Origin of the sequence: Lentzea sp. NPDC058450 (genome assembly GCF_042721395.1) — a bacterium.
In the GTDB taxonomy this organism is placed as follows: domain Bacteria; phylum Actinomycetota; class Actinomycetes; order Mycobacteriales; family Pseudonocardiaceae; genus Lentzea.
The window spans coordinates 1-17,231 of sequence record NZ_JBHXLO010000049.1 but is presented as its reverse complement, the minus strand read 5'-3'; the positions used below and the strand labels follow the sequence as shown (position 1 = coordinate 17,231).

Annotated in this window: 12 protein-coding genes; 6 read left to right on the top strand and 6 right to left on the bottom strand. The window is 69.4% G+C overall.

The window, feature by feature from the left end:
* Window positions 1-20: 20 nt before the first annotated feature.
* Window positions 21-2,303: a LuxR C-terminal-related transcriptional regulator gene (locus ACFWNN_RS43035; RefSeq protein WP_382445765.1), complete on the bottom strand. Its 2,283-nt coding sequence runs from the start codon at window positions 2,301-2,303 to the stop codon at window positions 21-23.
* Window positions 2,304-2,480: 177 nt separating this feature from the next.
* On the opposite strand from ACFWNN_RS43035, the gene ACFWNN_RS43030 reads away from it, so the two are divergent.
* Window positions 2,481-3,440, top strand: coding sequence for a cytochrome P450 (locus ACFWNN_RS43030; protein WP_382445764.1), 960 nt, complete (start codon window positions 2,481-2,483; stop codon window positions 3,438-3,440).
* On the opposite strand, the gene ACFWNN_RS43025 is transcribed toward ACFWNN_RS43030, so the two are convergent.
* From ACFWNN_RS43025 to folP, 3 genes are read right to left on the bottom strand one after another with little or no spacing between them, the layout of a single operon-like run.
* Entirely contained in the window at window positions 3,397-3,681 is a 285-nt protein-coding gene (locus ACFWNN_RS43025) for a hypothetical protein (RefSeq protein WP_285638247.1), read from the bottom strand. The genes ACFWNN_RS43030 and ACFWNN_RS43025 overlap by 44 nt on opposite strands.
* Window positions 3,682-3,729: 48 nt before the next feature.
* A complete protein-coding gene (locus ACFWNN_RS43020) occupies window positions 3,730-4,668 on the bottom strand; it encodes a hypothetical protein (protein ID WP_382445763.1) in 939 nt (312 codons plus the stop codon).
* Window positions 4,669-4,682: 14 nt separating this feature from the next.
* Entirely contained in the window at window positions 4,683-5,507 is an 825-nt protein-coding gene (gene folP / locus ACFWNN_RS43015; RefSeq protein WP_382445762.1) for a dihydropteroate synthase, read from the bottom strand.
* A gap of 62 nt (window positions 5,508-5,569) precedes the next feature.
* Here folP and ACFWNN_RS43010 point away from each other — a divergent pair, with 62 nt between their 5' ends.
* From ACFWNN_RS43010 to ACFWNN_RS43000, 3 genes are all read left to right on the top strand, one after another.
* Complete coding sequence (locus ACFWNN_RS43010; protein WP_382445761.1) at window positions 5,570-6,616, top strand: DUF2786 domain-containing protein; 1,047 nt, start codon at window positions 5,570-5,572, stop codon at window positions 6,614-6,616.
* A 143-nt stretch (window positions 6,617-6,759) separates the two neighbouring features.
* Entirely contained in the window at window positions 6,760-7,242 is a 483-nt protein-coding gene (locus ACFWNN_RS43005) for a hypothetical protein (protein ID WP_382445760.1), read from the top strand.
* Between the two features lie 1,643 nt (window positions 7,243-8,885).
* Window positions 8,886-10,709, top strand: coding sequence for an esterase-like activity of phytase family protein (locus ACFWNN_RS43000; protein WP_382445759.1), 1,824 nt, complete (start codon window positions 8,886-8,888; stop codon window positions 10,707-10,709).
* Here ACFWNN_RS43000 and ACFWNN_RS42995 read toward each other — a convergent pair.
* Together ACFWNN_RS42995 and ACFWNN_RS42990 are read right to left on the bottom strand one after the other, a co-directional pair.
* Window positions 10,706-11,533 carry an SWIM zinc finger family protein gene (locus ACFWNN_RS42995; RefSeq protein ID WP_382445758.1) on the bottom strand — a complete coding sequence of 276 codons (828 nt, stop codon included), beginning with the start codon at window positions 11,531-11,533 and terminating at the stop codon, window positions 10,706-10,708. The genes ACFWNN_RS43000 and ACFWNN_RS42995 overlap by 4 nt on opposite strands.
* A complete protein-coding gene (locus tag ACFWNN_RS42990; protein ID WP_382445757.1) occupies window positions 11,526-14,504 on the bottom strand; it encodes a DEAD/DEAH box helicase in 2,979 nt (992 codons plus the stop codon). Before ACFWNN_RS42990 ends, ACFWNN_RS42995 begins: the two co-directional genes overlap by 8 nt.
* 30 nt (window positions 14,505-14,534) lie before the next feature.
* Between ACFWNN_RS42990 and ACFWNN_RS42985 the strand changes: the two genes are divergently transcribed.
* Window positions 14,535-16,001, top strand: a complete 1,467-nt coding sequence (locus ACFWNN_RS42985) for an aromatic amino acid ammonia-lyase (protein WP_382445756.1) — start codon at window positions 14,535-14,537, stop codon at window positions 15,999-16,001.
* Between the two features lie 69 nt (window positions 16,002-16,070).
* Complete coding sequence (locus ACFWNN_RS42980; protein WP_382445755.1) at window positions 16,071-17,030, top strand: zinc-binding dehydrogenase; 960 nt, start codon at window positions 16,071-16,073, stop codon at window positions 17,028-17,030.
* Window positions 17,031-17,231: the final 201 nt, after the last annotated feature.

Below are 17,231 nucleotides of genomic sequence, written 5' to 3'. Positions count from 1 at the left end.
GTTCGGACCCGTGCCGGACGTTATCCCTGCCCGCCCGCGTCATCCGATAGGACCAACGCGAGCTCGCCGCGGGTCGTGATGCCGAGCTTCGAGTAGGCATTGGACAGATGGTTGTCCACGGTCCGCACGGAGATCACCAACGACGACGCGATCTCCTTGTTCGTGAGCCCCCGTGCGGCCAGCACGGCCACTTCACGCTCACGAGGCGTCAGCGGGTTCAGCGTCATCCGCGCCAACGCCGGTGTCCGCGCTCCCTCGCAGTGCGCCACGAGCCGCGTGCACAACGCGCGATCACCCGACTCGGCCGCCGCCTCCGCCGCGAACAGCAGGAAGCCGTTCTCCTCGAACCGCTCCGCCACTCGCACGAGCCCGGCGGAGTCGTTGCGCACCAACGCCTCGGCGTGTGCGGCGAAGATCTCCACGAGCAGTCCGGTCGTGGTCGAGGCGAGCTCCCGCAGCCGGTCGAGAGCCTCCGCGGCCTGGCCGAGTCGCGCGGCTTCGTGCAGGTACGTCGCCTCGGCGGCGAACTCGGCGTGCGCACGGGCGTCCGCCGCGGCCTCGAACGGCGACACGCCGCCGGCCCAGATCCGCGCCAGCCACAACCCGTGGCGGTAGGGCCGCATCCCCGGTGGCGCCACCGCCTCCGCCTGGGCGAGCAGCGGTCGCGCGTCGTTGCCGAGCATCGCCTCCGTGAGTGCCAGCTCGCACAGCCGCGCGAACGGCTGCGCGGGCCGTGCCTCCAGCAACAACCGGCGCGCCTCCGTCAGCCTGCCGCCCGCGCGCGCCAGCCCGGCGAGCGCCACCGTCCAGGTCGACCGCATGGAGTCCCACTCGGTCTTCTCCTTGCGTGCCTGCACGGCAAGACGTTCCGCTTCTGCCAGATGGCCGTGCATCGAGTACACGAACACCTCGGCGAACACGGTCGTCTCCGCGCCGAGCCCTGCCACCGGATTCGGCGGGACGACCGGGAACGGGCCGACGTACCGGCCCTGCACCACGTCGACCATCGCGAGGACCGCCGCCTCCTCCGGCTTGTCGTACGAGAGCAGCGCGCGCACCTCGTCGTACTTGCCCGCGTGGAACAGGAGCACACACCGCGCGAGGTCGTTCTCCAGCATGGCGGCGGCTTCCTCGCTGCGGCCGAGCCCCCAGCCCAGGTTCAACGCCCGCATCGTGCGCACCTCGACCGGGTCGTCGTCCGCGGCGACCATCGCGAAGACCTCCTCGGCCTCTTCCGGGCGGTCGGTGAACAGCAGCACCTGGGCCAGCAGCCGTCCGGCCTCCACACCACCACCGACGGCCCATGCGGCGCGTGCGAGCCGTTCTGCCAGAACAACACCACCCGTTGCACTGGCGAGGCTGGCGGCCTGCACGAGAAGCGCGGGATCGTCGGCCGTACCGCTGTCGAGCCGCAGCACGGCTACCCGCAACGGGTCATCGAGCACGGACGCCAAGTGCCGCTGATGGTTGCGCTTGCGCAGAGGAGGGCACTGCGCGCGCAACACCTCGCCGTACAACGGATGCGCGAGCCGCAGCCCCTCGTCCGTCACGGTCACGAGCCCGTCCAGCGCCTCCGACGCGGCGAGGTCCAGCGGCTCGCCGAACGCGAGCAGCTCCAGCACCCGGCGTTCCTCGGCGGGTACGGCGGCGAGGTGTGCCTCGATCAGCTCGACCAGCCGTGGCGACAACGGCAGCGGACCGTCCAACGACCACACACCGCCGTGCGACACCCACTGCGCGGCGAAGTGCATCTCTCGCAGCAGCAACATGTTCCCGGCGGACGCTGTCCACAGCCGATCGGCCGTGACGCTGTCCAGCACCCCGCCGAGCACCGTCTCCAGCACCTCGACCACCGCCGCGCGGCCGAGCGGGTCGAGCTCGATGCGCGGCAGCAGTTCGTCCTTCCAGAGCGCCACCACCGGGGCGGGTGCGCGTTCGCCCGACCGCAGCGTCGCCACCACGACGGCTTCCCGGTGTTGCACGAGTTGGTGCAGCAGCGCCGCCGACGCGTCGTCGAGCAGATGAACGTCGTCCACCACCACGACACGACTGCGCAAAGCGGACCGTGCGCTGGTCAGCATCGCCAACGGCGAGGGGTCCACCGACGGCAGGAAGGGCGCCATCACCCCAAGTGGAATCTCCGACATCGCCGCCGTGGCCCGCAACCGGACGTCGCATTCGACCTCGTCCAACAGCCGTGTCTTGCCGACGCCGGCCGGGCCCGCCACGATCAGCCCCGCACCGCGCACCGCACGCCGGACCGCGGTCAGTTCGGCGTCCCTCCCCACGAACGGCCACCCCATGCGGTCAGGCTAGGTGATGGGCGCAGCCAAGATGGGTGATCGCCTACTCATGCCTCTGACCAGCGTGAACACGACGATGAGCGCATGAGCTTCTACACCGATCCGACCCCGTACTTCGACGAGTGGCGCGAGCGCGGGCCCTCGTTGACCGAGATGCCGGACGGCCAGTGGTCCTGGGTGATCAGCCGCTACGACGACGTCGTGCAGGCACTCGGCCACCCCGATCTCAGCAGCGCCGTCCTCCCCGGCGGCATGCTCAACCACACCGACCCGCCGGACCACACACAGTTGCGCAAGCCCATCGCGCGCGCGTTCTCCACACGGCGCATGGAAGCCCTCCGACCACGAATCGAGGAGATCACGAACGAACTCCTCGACGCGTGGCAGGGCGCGGAGGAGGTGGACGTCATCGAGACGTTCGCCCATCCCTTGCCCATCACCGTCATCTGTGAACTTCTAGGTCTGCCCAAAGAGGACAGAAATGATGTCCGGCAGCTGTCAGAGGAGCTGATCACGCCCGCGACGATGGCCGGCGCGTTCGGCAGGTTCGCCGCCTACGTCGAGCGCCTGCTGGCGACCAGGGAGCCCGGCGACGACGTCATCACCGAGCTCCGCGACGAACCGAACCTGGTGATGACGCTGGTGTTGCTCATCACAGCAGGGCACGAGACGACCGTGCAGCTCATCGGCAACGGCCTGGTCGCCCTGCTCCGCGATCCCGCGCTGAGGCGGGCGCTGATCGAGGACCCGCTCCTGGTTCCGGACGCCGTCGAGGAGTTCCTGCGCCTCGACGGGCCTCTCTCCCTGGGCGTGGGTCGTGTCGCCACTGCCGACGTGGAGATCGGAGGGGTCACGATTCCGAGATCTTCGCAGGTCACCGTCTCACTAGGAGCGGCGAACCGGGATCCTTCCCGGTATTCCGATCCGGACGTGTTGCAGCTGGGTCGAGACCCACACGTCGCGTTCGGTCACGGCATCCACTACTGCGTGGGGGCGCGGCTGGCTCGCATCGAGGGTGAGATCGCGTTCTCAACGCTCCTTCGGCGATTCCCGGAACTCGTGCTCGCCGCTGAGCCCGAGTGGAGGGAGTCATTCATCCGAGGCTTGGGATCATTTCGCGTGCGACCGAAGCCTTGACGGCGGCACGGGCGGCCGACAGGTCGTCGACAGCGTAAATCTCCGGGCAGGACGCGATGACGAGGTCCTTGTCTGACGCGACAGTCAGCAAAGACACTTTCTCAGTCAACGACTTGGCCTGCCGGACAACTCCCTTGGAGTCCACGCGGATCAGCGTGACCCACGTCTCTGACCAGGGAAAGTCGGCGACAGCGCTGGATTTGCGCAGGCCTTCCACATCGAACTCGGCAAATCTGGGCATGACACCAAGATAACGAGTCGAGGTAGCGGAAAGGCAAAGATCACCCCTTTACCGCAATGCAGCCAGCAGATGGGACAGGTTGACACCTACGGCGTCGGCCAACCGGCGCACGACTTCTGGAGCGGGTGCCAACGGGTGTGTCTCGCGGGTGAACGGCAGGCCTTCACCGCCTGAAAACTTCGATTGCGGCGTAACGGGCGCGAGGATCGGGTAGACGCGCCAGCGCGGAACCTTCGAGTCCGCCATGGCGAGCGTGTTCTCGTGCCACAACATCACGGTCGATTGCCGGATGTTGCGCGCGAGGACGCAGCCGTGGCCCGTGAGCGTGATCGCGCGCGCGGCGGCCCGCACGGCGTTGCGGAACTCACCCTCCACGACCCACACGCCGTTCATGAACTCCGCCGTGAAGCCCTCGGTCTCCAGCGCGGCGATCGTCTCGGCGTGCGAGTCGTCCGCGGCGGCCGTGGCGAGCTCCACGACCTCCTGGACCTCCGACGCCGTCACCACGCGCGCACCGGCCTCCGTGGAGTGGTGCAGGAGGCGTTCCACATGCCGGTCCTCCGCGTAGGCGGCCCACTCCTGGGCCTTCTCCCACGCCGACCGTGCGATGACATCGGCCTCGGAGCCACCACGCAGCCGTGCGTCCTGAAGCAGCTGTGCGAGCACCACGGCGATGACAGAGCTCAACAGGGCGTCATCGCGCGTCTCGTCGTCCTCGGGCACGAGAGAGACGACCAGGTCGCGCAGCTCGGCACGCCAGCTCTCGTCGCCCGCCCACACGCCGACGGCGAGCAGGTTCAGGTAGTGGTCCGCGAGTGCCATCCGCACGAGCAACGGCTGGGCCGCCGCCTCCCGTGCGTCGCGGCGCGCGGTCGCCTTCAGCTGCTGCCGTTCCGCGGGATCCACCACGCTCACGCGGATCTTGTCGAGTTCGTCGAGGAAGTCGTCCCACCGGTCATCCGAAAACCGGGCGAAGACGTCGTCCACCTGATACCTCCAGCTCACAGTCGAGCGACGGACTCGAGTACTCGTCTGGTTCGCGCCACCTCGTGCGCGCGAAAGACCGCGGCGCCCGCCAACGCCGCGATCGCGGTCGCGACGAGGGTGCCCTCGACGCGCTCGTGCAGTTCCACGCCGAGGGTCTCCCCGACGAAGTCCTTGTTGGACAGCGCCATCAGCACCGGCCACCCCGTCGCCACCAAGGCGTCCGTGTGGCGCACCAGCGCGAGGCTGTGCCACGTGTTCTTGCCGAAGTCGTGTGTGGGGTCGATCAGCACGCTCTTGCGAGGCACACCGAGTGCGACCACCCGTTCCGCGCGCGTCGTCGTCTCCGCGACGACGTCCGCGACGAGGTTCGGGTAACTAACCCTATGCGGACGCGTGCGGGGCCGCGCGCCGCCCGTGTGCGAGCAGACGTAGCCGGCGCCGTACTCCGCGGCGACCTCCGCCAGTTGCGGGTCCGCGCCCGCCCACGTGTCGTTGAGCAGGTCGGCGCCGGCCTCGCAGACGAGCCTGCCGACGTCCGCACGCCACGTGTCGCTGCTGATGATGAGGTCCGGGTACGCGGCGCGCACGCGTGCGATGAACGGCACGACGCGACGCACTTCCTCGCCGGAGTCGACCAGATCGCCCGGACCGGCCTTCACGCCGCCGATGTCCACGATGTCCGCGCCCTCGGCCACCACGCGGTGCACGGCCTCCATGGCCACGTCCTCGGCGTAGGTGGCGCCCCTGTCGTAGAACGAGTCGGGGGTGCGGTTGATGATCGCCATCACCAGCGCGTGGTCGCGGACGACCGTCCGGCCGCGGAACTGGAGCTCGATCACATCCCGTGTCTACCAGGTGGTCCCCGACCTGTGCACATGGCGGACGTCTCATACTGCGTGGCGTGGAACTGGTGAAAGCGGTCGATGCGCTGTGGGAGCGCGGTTGGCTGCCGTACGACGTGCGCGAGATCGTGTCGCGTTCTCTTGACGAGTCCGCCGCCTCGCTCGTGGTGGACGTGATCGCTTTGTCCTGTTCGCCGCATGCGGCGAGCACCGTGCACCCGCGGTGGCAGGCTCAGCTGGACGAGATCGGCGCCACCGTGTGGTGGGAGGGACCGCTGCTGGACGCGTGGGCGTCGCGGCACATCGAGACTCGTTCGTACGCCGAACGCACAGCGGCCGAGCTGCTGAAGTTCATCGGTCGTATGCCCTCGTTGCCGCTCATCCTGCCGTTGCCGGGCGACGCGCTGATGTCCGCCGTGCGCGCGGGGCTGGACCCGAAGGTGCTCAACCGCGTGCGAGGCCTGCTGGCGAAGGCCGAGTCCACGGCGTTCCCGGAGGAGGCCGAGGCGCTGTCGGCCAAGGCGCAGGAGCTGATGAACCGCCACGCGCTGGAGCGGGCGATGCTCGACGCCGACCTGCCCGCCCTCGCGACCTCGCGGCGGATGTGGCTGGACAAGAGCTACTTCAAGGAGAAGTCGCAGCTGGTGCACGTGGTGTCCGGGGCGTTCCGGTCCCGTGCGGTGGCCTACGACGGGTTCGGGTTCGTCGCGCTCGTGGGCGACGAGGTGGACCTGGAGAGCATCGAGCTCCTGTCGACGTCCCTGCTGGTGCAGGCCACCCGCGCGATGGTCGCCGTGGGCGGCAAGTCCGGAAAGGGCAGCGAGGCTCGCTCACGACCGTTCCGCAAGTCGTTCCTGGTGGCGTACGCCTCACGCATCGGCGAGCGGCTGACGGCCGTCGACGAGGTCCCCGAGGTGGACGACGAACGACTGCTGCCCGTCCTGGCCGAACGCAAGCAGGCCGTCGACACCCTGTTCGAGCAGATGTTCACCCGCACCCGCACCTCCCGCGTGACGGTCCGCTCCGCCGCCGGCTGGGGCGCGGGCCGCGCCGCCGCGGACGTCGCCGACATCGGCACCGGCCGCAAGTCCGTGACCTCCAAATAACCCCTGCGCAGGCGGAGCGCCACCGTTCCCGCTGAGCACGCGGAAAGCCCCGCCACCCCATCGAGTGAACTCCTCCTCCACAAACGCGTCCGAAGGCCTCCACCCCCGATTTCCCGTCAGACCCCCTCCCTAACGTCGAGCCCATGACATCCACGTACCACAACGAAACCAAGCTGGGCGAGGTCAACTACCGCCTGAGCGCGACCACCGACTCGACCGACGCACTGGTGCTGGACCTGCTGGGCGCACTCGACTCCGGCGAGGTGGTGGCGGACGGCCGCCTGCGCCTCCCAGTAGAGGGCGGCGCCACAGTGGGCAAACTCCTGGCCCGAGTCCTGACGGCCCACACCCGCCTGCGCACCCGCCCGTCCCGCCACGCGAACGCCAACCAACCCTGGACCGACACCCTCGACGACACCCTCCGCACCGCCTGGCTCACCACCACCGACCCGGACGCGGCAAAGCTGATCAGGTCGACCGCCGACGCCATGCAACGCTCAGCCACCGCGATTCGAGCCCGCCTGGCCAGAATCGGCTGCGACCCGGACGTCCCAGGCCGAGAACTCTCGCCAGCAGCCGCAACCCTCCTGGGGTCGACCTCAGGGCAAAGTCAGGGAAGAACCTGATCCGCCAACCCAAGCCCCAGCACACCCTGAAGTAGCAACCACAACTCTCAGGGGGTACCCAGTGGAAATCGGCGGCCTGTTCACAGCCCTGCTCTTCGGAGCCATCATCGGAGGCCTGGGCCGCCTGGTGATCCCAGGCAGGCAACACGTCTCCCTGCTGGCAACCATCCTCGTAGGCATAGTCGCCGCCCTGCTGGGCACGGCAGCCGCCACAGTCCTGGGAGTAGCGGACACCCCGGGAATCGACTGGATCGAACTGGCCCTCCAAGTGGGCCTGGCCGGAGCAGGCGTAACCCTCTGGGCCAACCGCTCAAAGCCAAAACTCCCCCGCTAACCCACCCCAACCCCAACCGCCGCCAGACCCAAGCCGCCAGGCCCGCCAAGCGCACCCAAGCCCCAGCGCAGGCCAGCCAGGCACCAACGGGTCAGGGCGGCGCCACAAGCCAAGGCCAACCGAGGCGCAGCGAGCAAGACGGGGTGACCCAGGCAGGGCAGCGAGCCGAGGCACAAAGAACCGATGCAGCGCGGCATGCAGGAGGAGGCCGGAGAGCGAGCACGGCGGCGAGACGTGGTGAGCGCGCGTGCCGAGCAAGATACGTCGGCAGCAACGACTGGCCAGGTGTGGCGGCAGGCACGTCGGGCGAGATGAGGCGGCAGCAATGGCTAGCCAGGTGCGGCAGCAATGGCTAGCCAGGTGCGGCAGCAATGGCTAGCCAGGTGTGGCGGGCAGGTACGCCGGATGAGATGTGGTGAGCCAGACGTGCCGGGCGAGATGCGGCGGCAGGTGTGGTGAGCCAAGACGGATGGAGCCTTGCCGGGTACCAATGGCTTTAGGACATGCGAAGCCGAAGGCGAGCCCGTCAGAGCGCGCGAACGCAATGGCGAAGCCGAGCTACCTGACCTCAACGCAATGCCGAAGGCGAGGCGTCCCTCCTGGGCGAATCACGGCAAGCGGTATGGGGTGACGTACCCGCCCAACGTGCCCACGCTGCAAAGAGATTGGGGCTTGACTTTGGGTGCGAGGTGCTAGCTTCTCGAGCTCGGCCGGGCGCTTTTCAGCCCGGCCTTTTCCGGCCGATGAGCGCCTCGCAAGGGCCCCGAAGTCAAGCCCCAATCTCTATCGTCGCGCAGCGGCGATGACGTGACCAAGGCTCGTCCGCAGTTCGTCTTTGCAACCCAACGCAACCCACCCCAGATGATCAGCAAACGTTCACCCACCAGCCCACTCCGTCAGCCACAATGCGCGCCTCCGCCCCAATCGAGGAGGACCAGTGGTCCGGTTGTGCACAGGCCTGGTGGCCGCAGTGTTGCTGGCATCCGCCGCCCCAGCCCAAGCATCAACACCACAACGCTTCCAGCGGTTCGACACGATGTCGGTGTTCCGCAACACCTCCGAATCCGAACACACCGCATCCGAAATCGCCGCCGCCACCCCAGACGGCAAACTGATCGTCTACACCGACTCACCAGGCAGACGAATCGGCTTCACGAGGACCGACGCGAAAGCCGGCACAAAGCTGACCCCAGACGGCGTACTCGCAATGCCAGGCGAGCCAACGTCGGTGGACATCCAAGGCAACCTGGCCCTGGTAGCGGTGAACACCTCACAATCCTTCACCACCCCGTCCGGCCAACTCCTGTTGGTGGACCTCAAAACCCGGGCAGTAGTCGCAACCTACGAACTGGGCGGCCAACCGGACTCCATCGACATCTCGAAGGACGGCCGATACGCGGCCATCGCCATCGAGAACGAACGGGACGAGGACGTCAACGACGGCGCCATCCCCCAGGCGCCGGCCGGCTACCTCACCATCGTGGACCTCACGAAGGACCCGAAGAAGTACCAGCTCCGCAAGGTCGAGCTCACGAACATCGCCGAGGTCGCCCCCACCGACCCCGAGCCCGAGTACGTGAGCATCAACGGCCGCAACCAGGTAGCGGTCACGTTGCAGGAGAACAACCACATCGCGATCGTGGACCTCAAGTCCGGCAACATCGTGAAGCACTTCTCCGCAGGCACGGCGACCGTCAGCAACACCGACACCAAGGACGACGGCAAGTTCGACCCGAGCGAGACCATCACGGCCGCGCGCGAGCCGGACGCCGTCGCGTGGCTCGACGACCACACGCTCGGCACCGCCGATGAAGGTGACTACCTCGGTGGGTCACGCACGTGGACCGTGTTCGACGCCGACTCCGGCAAGGTCGTGTTCTCGTCGGGCAACGAGTTGCAGCAGATCGCCGTCAAGCAGGGCCAGTACCCGGACGGCCGGTCGGACAACAAGGGTGTGGAGCCGGAGGGTCTGGCAGTCGCGACCTTCGGCAAGGACAAGTACGCGTTCGTCGGCTTGGAGCGCGCGAACCTCGTCGCGGTGTACGACGTGAACAACCCCCGCAAGCCGCGGTTCCTGCAGGCGCTGCCGACCGGGGTGGGGCCGGAGGGCCTGCTGCCGATCCCCGCCACCCGGACGCTCGTCGTCGCGGCGGAGGAGGACTCGGCCGAGGACGGCATCCGGTCATCGCTGAGCGGCTACGAGCTCACGCGCACGCCGCTCGCGGTGTCGTTGCAGCGCAACCAAGGCACGCCTTCGATCGTGTCGGACGGCATCAACTTCGGTGCGCTGTCTGGACTTTCGGGCATCCCCGGCAACTACCGCGACGTCGTGTCCATCACGGACGCCGCCTACACGCCGACCCGCATCCTGACGATCGACACGGTCCAGGCCCCCGCCAAGGTCCGCAAGGAGCTGACGCTCACCAAGGACGGTCAGCCGGCGAGCTACGACGGTGAGGGCATCGCCGCGCGCAAGGCCGGTGGGTACTGGGTCGCGGTCGAGGGCGACGGCAAGCAGAAGCCGAACCTGCTGCTCGAAGTCGGCGCGAACGGCGCCGTCACCAAGGAGATCCCGCTGCCCGAGGCCGTCGCGAAGACCGCCACCAGCAACGGTTTCGAGGGCGTGACCACCGTCGGCAGCGGCCGCACCGAACAGGTGTGGCTGGCGGTCCAGCGCGAGTGGAAGGCCGACAATCCCGGCCAGGCCACGCTGGCCCGCTACACGCCGGCGACCGGCGAGTGGGCGTTCGCCGCGTACCCGCTCGACGCGCCGCAGGCCGGTGCGTGGATCGGCCTGTCCGAGATCACGGCGTTGAACGACCGCACGCTGCTGGTCCTCGAACGCGACAACCAGCGCGGTGACGCTGCCAGGACCAAGAAGGTCTTCCGCGTCGACATCGGCAACCTGAAGCCGGTCCCCGCCGGCACCGAGAAGCCGGTGGTCACCAAGAAGCTCGCCGAGGACCTCGTCCCCGCGCTGAAGGCCGACGGCGCCGCCACGCACGACAAGCCGGAAGGCCTCGCCGTCATCGGCACCTGGCCGCTTCAGCGCCTCGTCGGCGTCGTCGACAACGACGGCCTCGAGGACGCGCCGGGCGAGTCGGTCTTCCTGCGCCTCGGCTGGATCCGCTAGTCGGCAGGCTTCAACGCCAGATAGGCCGGACGCACGAGCTCGGCCAGCGACGCTCCCCCCACCGTGATGGGCACGGAGTCGAGCTGGTCGAGCACCGCGTCCGTCCGCACCACCGCGGTCGGATCACCGAGGCTCAGGTTCGTCGTGGTCTGCCGGCTCCAGAACGTGTCCAGGCACCTGGTCAACGGCGGCGCCTCCTCGCGCGTCGCAGCCGCCAGCGTCGTGCCGCGCAGCATCCGCAGCCGCTCCAGCAGTTCCTCACGACCGCGTCCGCGCCACGCGAGGATCTCGAACGGGTCGTTGTCGAACGACTCCGCCAGCAGGTAGCAGGCGGCCGCGAGGTGCTTGCACGGCACCTCCCAGTCCGGGCACGTGCAGTCCATCTGCATCTCGCGCTGCGTCGCCGGGAACAGTCCCAGCCCCAGCGACGCGAACAACGACTCGATGTCCGACGGCATCTCGCCGGCCAGCAACTTGGCCGCGTACAAGGCTTTCCCGGCCAAAGCGTGCTCAATCCGCTGCCACTCGGCACCGGTGAACGACTTGATCGCGATGCGCGCCTTGTACGGCGTCGGCCGCGACCCCTGCACCAGCGCGATGACCATGCTCGTGGACAACGACAGCGACAGGACCTGGCCCTGCCGTGCGTAGTTGCGGCCCCGCGTGAGCCGCCCGCCCATCCCGAACGACTCCAGCACCTCGATGAACCGCCGCGACCACCACGTCGCACCGATGTCACCGCGTTTCGACCGCGCCTTGATCCCGTTGTCCGCCTTGATGGTCCTGCCGTAGCGGGGCTTCTCGCCGGACCAGTGCTCACTCACCGACGGCCTCCCCCGACAACGTCAACAGGTCGCGCAGCTGGGACGTCGACAGCTCGGTCAGCCAGTTCTCGCCGGCACCGACCACGAGCTGCGCCAACGCGCGCTTCTCCTCGATCATGGCGTCGATGCGCTCCTCCAGCGTGCCGATGCACACGAACTTGCGCACCTGCACGTTGCGCTGCTGCCCGATCCGGAACGCCCGGTCGGTCGCCTGGTCCTCGACGGCCGGGTTCCACCAGCGGTCCAGGTGGATCACGTGGTTCGCGGCGGTGAGGTTGAGCCCGGTCCCGCCCGCCTTCAACGACAACAGGAACAGCGACGGCCCCTTCCGGTCCTGGAAGCGCTCCACCATGCGATCACGCGAAGCCTTGGAAGTGCCGCCGTGCAGGAACATCACCTCGGTGTCGAAGCGCGCGGCCAGGTACGGCACGAGCATGCTGCCGAACTCGGTGAACTGCGTGAAGCACAACGCCTTGTCGCCCTCGGCGAGCACCTCCTCCAGCACCTCCTCCAGCCGCGTGAGCTTGCCGGACCGGCCCGCGACGCGGGAACCGTCGCCCAGGAAGTGGGCGGGGTGGTTGCAGACCTGCTTGAGCTTCGACATGGTCGCGAGCACCAGCCCGCGCCGCTCGATGCCCTCGTCCGCTTCCTCGATCTTCTCCAGCATGTCGTTGACGACGGCCTGGTACAGCGACGCCTGCTCGGTGGTGAGGTTGCACAGCTGGCGCATCTCGACCTTGTCCGGCAGGTCGCTGATGATGCGCGGGTCGGTCTTCACCCGCCGCAGCACGAACGGGTTCGTGATCTTGCGCAGGCGTTCGGCGGCTTCCTGGTCGTTGTGCCGCTCCACCGGAACGGCGTAGCGGGCGCGGAACGTGTTGACCGTGCCGAGCACGCCGGGGTTCGCGAAGTCCATGATCGACCACAGCTCGGCCAGCCGGTTCTCGACGGGCGTGCCGGTGAGCGCGACGCGGTGCCGTGCCTTGAGCTGTCGCACGGCCTGCGACTGCCGGGTGGCGCTGTTCTTGATGTTCTGCGCCTCGTCCAGCACCACGCGGTCGAAAGTCAAGTCCCCCAACGCATCCGCGTCGCGTGCGGCCAGTGCGTAGGTGGTGAGCACGAGATCATGACTCTCCACGGCCTCGCGCAGCGCGTCGCCGTCCAGCCGGTCCGCGCCGTGGTGCACGTGCACCCTGAGCTCCGGGGTGAACCGCGCCACCTCGCGCTGCCAGTTGCCGACGACCGACATCGGGCAGATCAGCAACGTCGGCGGCCGCTCGCCCTGCGCGCGGTTCAGCGCCTCCAGCGCCAGCAGCTGCACGGTCTTGCCGAGGCCCATGTCGTCAGCGAGGCACGCACCCAGGCCGATCCTGTCGAGGAACGCGAGCCAGGCCAGGCCGCGCTGCTGGTACGGGCGCAGCCGCGCGCCGAAGCTCTCCGGCGGGTCGACGGGTTCCAGCTGTTCGTCGGCCTTCCCGGTGAGCAGGTCGCCGAGCCAGCCGTCCGCCTCGACGTCCACCAGTGGCAGCGGCAGGCTCTCGTCCGCCTCACTGAGTCCACTGTGGAGCATCACCTCGGCCGCGGTCATCTGGCCACCGCCCCGTTTGAGGAACGCGAGCCCGGCCGCGAGCCGCTTCTGGTCGACCTGCACCCACTGGCCGCGCACCTTGACCAGCGGCACCTTCGCCCTGGCCAGCTCGGCGAGCTCCGCGTCGGTCAGCGTGTCCTCGCCGAGGGCGAGCTCCCACTTGTAGTCCACGATGGACTTGAGGCCGATCTCGCTCTCCTTGGCGACGGTCCCGGCCGTGCCGCGGCTCTTCGTGGTGAGCTTCAGGCCGAGCTTCGTCGTCTGCTGCCACCACGACGGCAGCAGCACGCCGAACCCGGCCTGCGCCAGCGCGGGCGCCGCGGTCAAGAACCGGTACGCGCCCTCCGCGCCGACCTCCAGCTCGGACGGGTGCTGCCCGCGCAACGCCTCGTCCAGGTCCGGGTGCAGCTTGCCGGCGCGCCCGAGATCGGCGAGCAGGTGCTCCTGGGGCGCCGGAATCCAGCGTCGCAGCACGCCGTCGTCCGCGAACCACACCTGCTGCGCCGGCACGAGCACGCTCGGTTCGTCGACGGCCTGCAGCAGGAACTCGACGGCCCACTCCTCGTCGTTGCGCTGCTCGGGCGAGCGCAGCCGGAAGCACGTGCGCACCGGGCTCTCGTTGCCCGCGCTGTCCCGCCACCGGTCGAGCTGCTCGCGCAGTTCGTAGAGCTCCACGGGGTCGGCGTCGAACACTGGCTCGTCGGTGAGCGCGGCCAGCCACGCCTCGGCCGTGGTCACGCGCCCGCGTCGTTTCGGTGCGAGGGCGACGCCGGCGAGACGGGCGCGCACCTGCTCGTCCACCGCTGTCGTGAGCGCCGCACGCACGAGTTCGGCGGGGTCGCTGACGATCTCCTCGCACCGGCAGGCGGGCGGCATCGCGGCCTGCAACGCGGCGAAGCGCGCCGAGTCCGTGCCGGACAGCACCGGCACCCACCGGGCCCGTGGCTGATCGGGCGCGACCGACGGCAGCACGCGGCCGCGTTCGACCAGGTCAGCGGCGAATCCGGCGACGTCGAACACGAACCGCGCCGAGTCGCTCAGGCGCATCTCCGCAGGGCGTTCCGGAGTGCCGTGCAGGCGGACCGTGGGCACGCCCCACTGCCGCAGCGCCACCTTGCCGCGCGGCGCCCGCCCGGCCGTGAGCGGGTCTCGGACCAGCTCCGGCGAGGCCATCGGACCCGACGCGTACGACGGCAGCAGCAACGCGCGAGTGGTCGTCTTGAGCGGCTCCAGCCCGAGGGCGGCGGCCAGCGACTCGGCGTTCGCGGCGAACGGGTGGGGCGCGTCGCGTCGCGTGCTCTCGCTGCGGGCGGGCAGCCCGGAGTCCTCGGCCCACAGCGCGAGGACGCCGTCGGTCGTGCAGAGGCCATGCAGTACGAGCACCTTTGAACCCTATGTGCTCACATTGGTGCCATGGTCGAAGACTCCCCTGTCGTGCTGGACGGTCAGTCCCTGAGCGCCGACGACGTGGTGCGCGTTGCGCGGTATCACGCCCCGGTGACCCTCCACGCTGATGGACTCGCACGGCTCGATGCGTCGTGGCAGGCCAGTCAGCGTCTTGTGGTGCGACGACAGGTGTACGGCCGTACGACGGGCGTGGGCGCGAACCGCGACCAGATCGTCAGCACGGAGGGGTGGGCCGAGCACGGCCTGCGCCTGCTGCGCAGTCACGCCGGCGGTCTCGGCGGCATGCTGCCCGAGGAGCAGGTGCGGGCGATGATGGTCGTCCGGCTGAACCAGCTGCTGGCGGGCGGCGCCGGCGTGCGGATGGCCGTCGCCGACGCACTGCTGGCCGCGTTGAACAGCAGCTGCTACCCCGGCGTGCACGAGTACGGCGCGATCGGTACCGGCGACCTGACCGCGCTGGCCGAGACGGGCCTGACGTTGCTCGGCGAGCGCTACTGGCTCGGCTCCACCCAGACCCCGGACCCGATCGAGCTCGACTCGGGCGACGCGCTGGCGTTGATCAGCAGCAACGCCCTGACGATCGGCATGGCGGGCCTCGCCTGGCAGGACGCGCACCGCCTGCTGAAGGCGACCCAGGTCGTGGCCGCGCTGTCGTTCCTCGCGGTCGACGGGGCCGTCGAGGCCTACGACGAACGCGTCCACCTGGGCCGCCCGCACCCCGGCCAGGTCGCGGTCGCCGCCGAGATGCGCCGCCTGATCGGCGATCCCCCGCGTCCGCCGGCCCGCATCCAGGACCCGTTCGGCTACCGCTGCTTCCCGCAGATCCACGGCCCGGCCGTCGACGCCGCGACCGACCTCAGCCGTGTGCTCGACGTCGAGTTCAACGCCGCCGCAGAGAACCCGCTGATCGTCGCCGACCACTTCGGCCCCGAGGACGACGCCGCGTACCACCACGGCGCGTTCCACAGCGCGTACCTGGGCCAGGCCCTCGACCGCCTGCGCCTGTCGATGCTGCACACCGGCCACATCTCGACCGCCCGCCTGGCCACCCTGGTCGAACCGAACTTCACGGGCCTGCGCCCGTTCCTCGCCGAGGGCGTGCGCGGCAGCTCGGGCGTGATGATCCTGGAGTACAGCGCCAACTCGGCCCTGGCCGAAGTCCGCACCCTCGCCGAGCCCGCGAGCATCGGCAACGCCGTGGTGTCGCGCGGCCAGGAGGAGAACTCCAGCTTCGCCTTCCAGTCCGCCTCCCAGGCGCTGCGCTCCCTGGGCGCCTTCCGCCTGGTGCTCGCCTGCGAGGTCGTCGCCGCCGTCCGCGCCCTCCGCCTCCGGGGCATCGTTCCCGCCACAGCCGCTTTGCGCGCCGCCTTCGAAGCGGCGGAGGCAAAACTCAACCCGGACATGTCCGACCGCCAGCTGAGCCCGGACGTGGAGGTGGCATCGGCGCTGCTGGACGACTTCGCGGCCGTCTGAGCTTGATCTCGACCAATCTGGAGCTTTTACGGTGGGTCCGACCAGGTTGTTCGAGGTGGGGGTTGGCTCATGCGTGCTGTCCGCGTACACGAGTTCGGTGGAGCCTCAGCGCTCCGGGTGGAAGAGATCGACGCGCCTTCCGTGGGCCCGGGACAGGCCGTGGTGGCGCTGGAGGTCGCCGACGTGATCTTCCTGGACACCCTGCTGCGCGGCGGCTGGGGCCAGGAGTACTTCCCGCTGACCCTGCCGTACGTCCCCGGCCTGGGCGGAGCAGGCGTGGTGCTGTCGGTGGGCGAGGGCGTCTCCCCGGGCTGGGTGGGCCGGCGCGTCATCGCCCGAGGTGCCGGCGCCTACGCCGAGCAGGTCGCCTTCGCGGCGGAGAACCTCGTGGCCGTGCCTCCCGACCTGCCCTCCACGACGGCGGCCGCCATGATCCACGACGGCGCCACCGCCCTGCTGCTCCTGCGCCGCACGGAGATCACCGCCGGGTCCTGGGTGCTGGTCTCGGCAGCGGCCGGCGGGGCGGGTTCGTTGCTCGTCCAACTGCTGCGCGGCGCGGGGGCACGCGTCATCGCCGCCGCTCGTGGTCAGCGCAAGCTGGACCTGGTTCGTGAGCTGGGCGCCGAGGCGGCCGTCGACTACTCGGTGGACGGCTGGCAGCACGAGGTCCGCGGGGTGACGGGCGGCGTCGGTCTCGCCTACGACGGCGCGGGCGGCGCACTCGGCCAGGCCACGTTCGAGGCGGTGGCGGACGGCGGGCGGTTCGTCACCTACGGCTCGTCGGACGGGCTCACCACGATCGATCCGGCCGAGGCTGGGCGGCGGCGGGTGGTGGTGGACGACGTGTTGGGGGCTGGGGCTCCGGGGCCTGAGGTTGTGCGGGGGCTCCTTGCTGATGCGCTTGCTCTTGCGGTTGAGGGGCGCATCCGGCCGGTGATCAGTGCTACTTATCCGTTGGTGGAGGTGGAGAAGGCTCATCGGGCGTTGGAGGAGCGCGTGACGCTTGGCAAGTCGCTCCTGCTGGTTTAGGTGAGGTGGGGTGGGGGCTCGGGACCTCGCCCCGTCGAGCCCTGTCGGGTGCGTCACCTTTGTTGGGTGGTTGCGTTGGGGCGCAAAGACTTTGACGAGTTTTGGTTGCGTCATCGCCGCTGGCGCGTCGATAGAGATTGGGGCTTGACTTCGGGGCCCTTGCGAGGCGCTCATCGGCCGGAAAAGGCCGGGCTGAAAAGC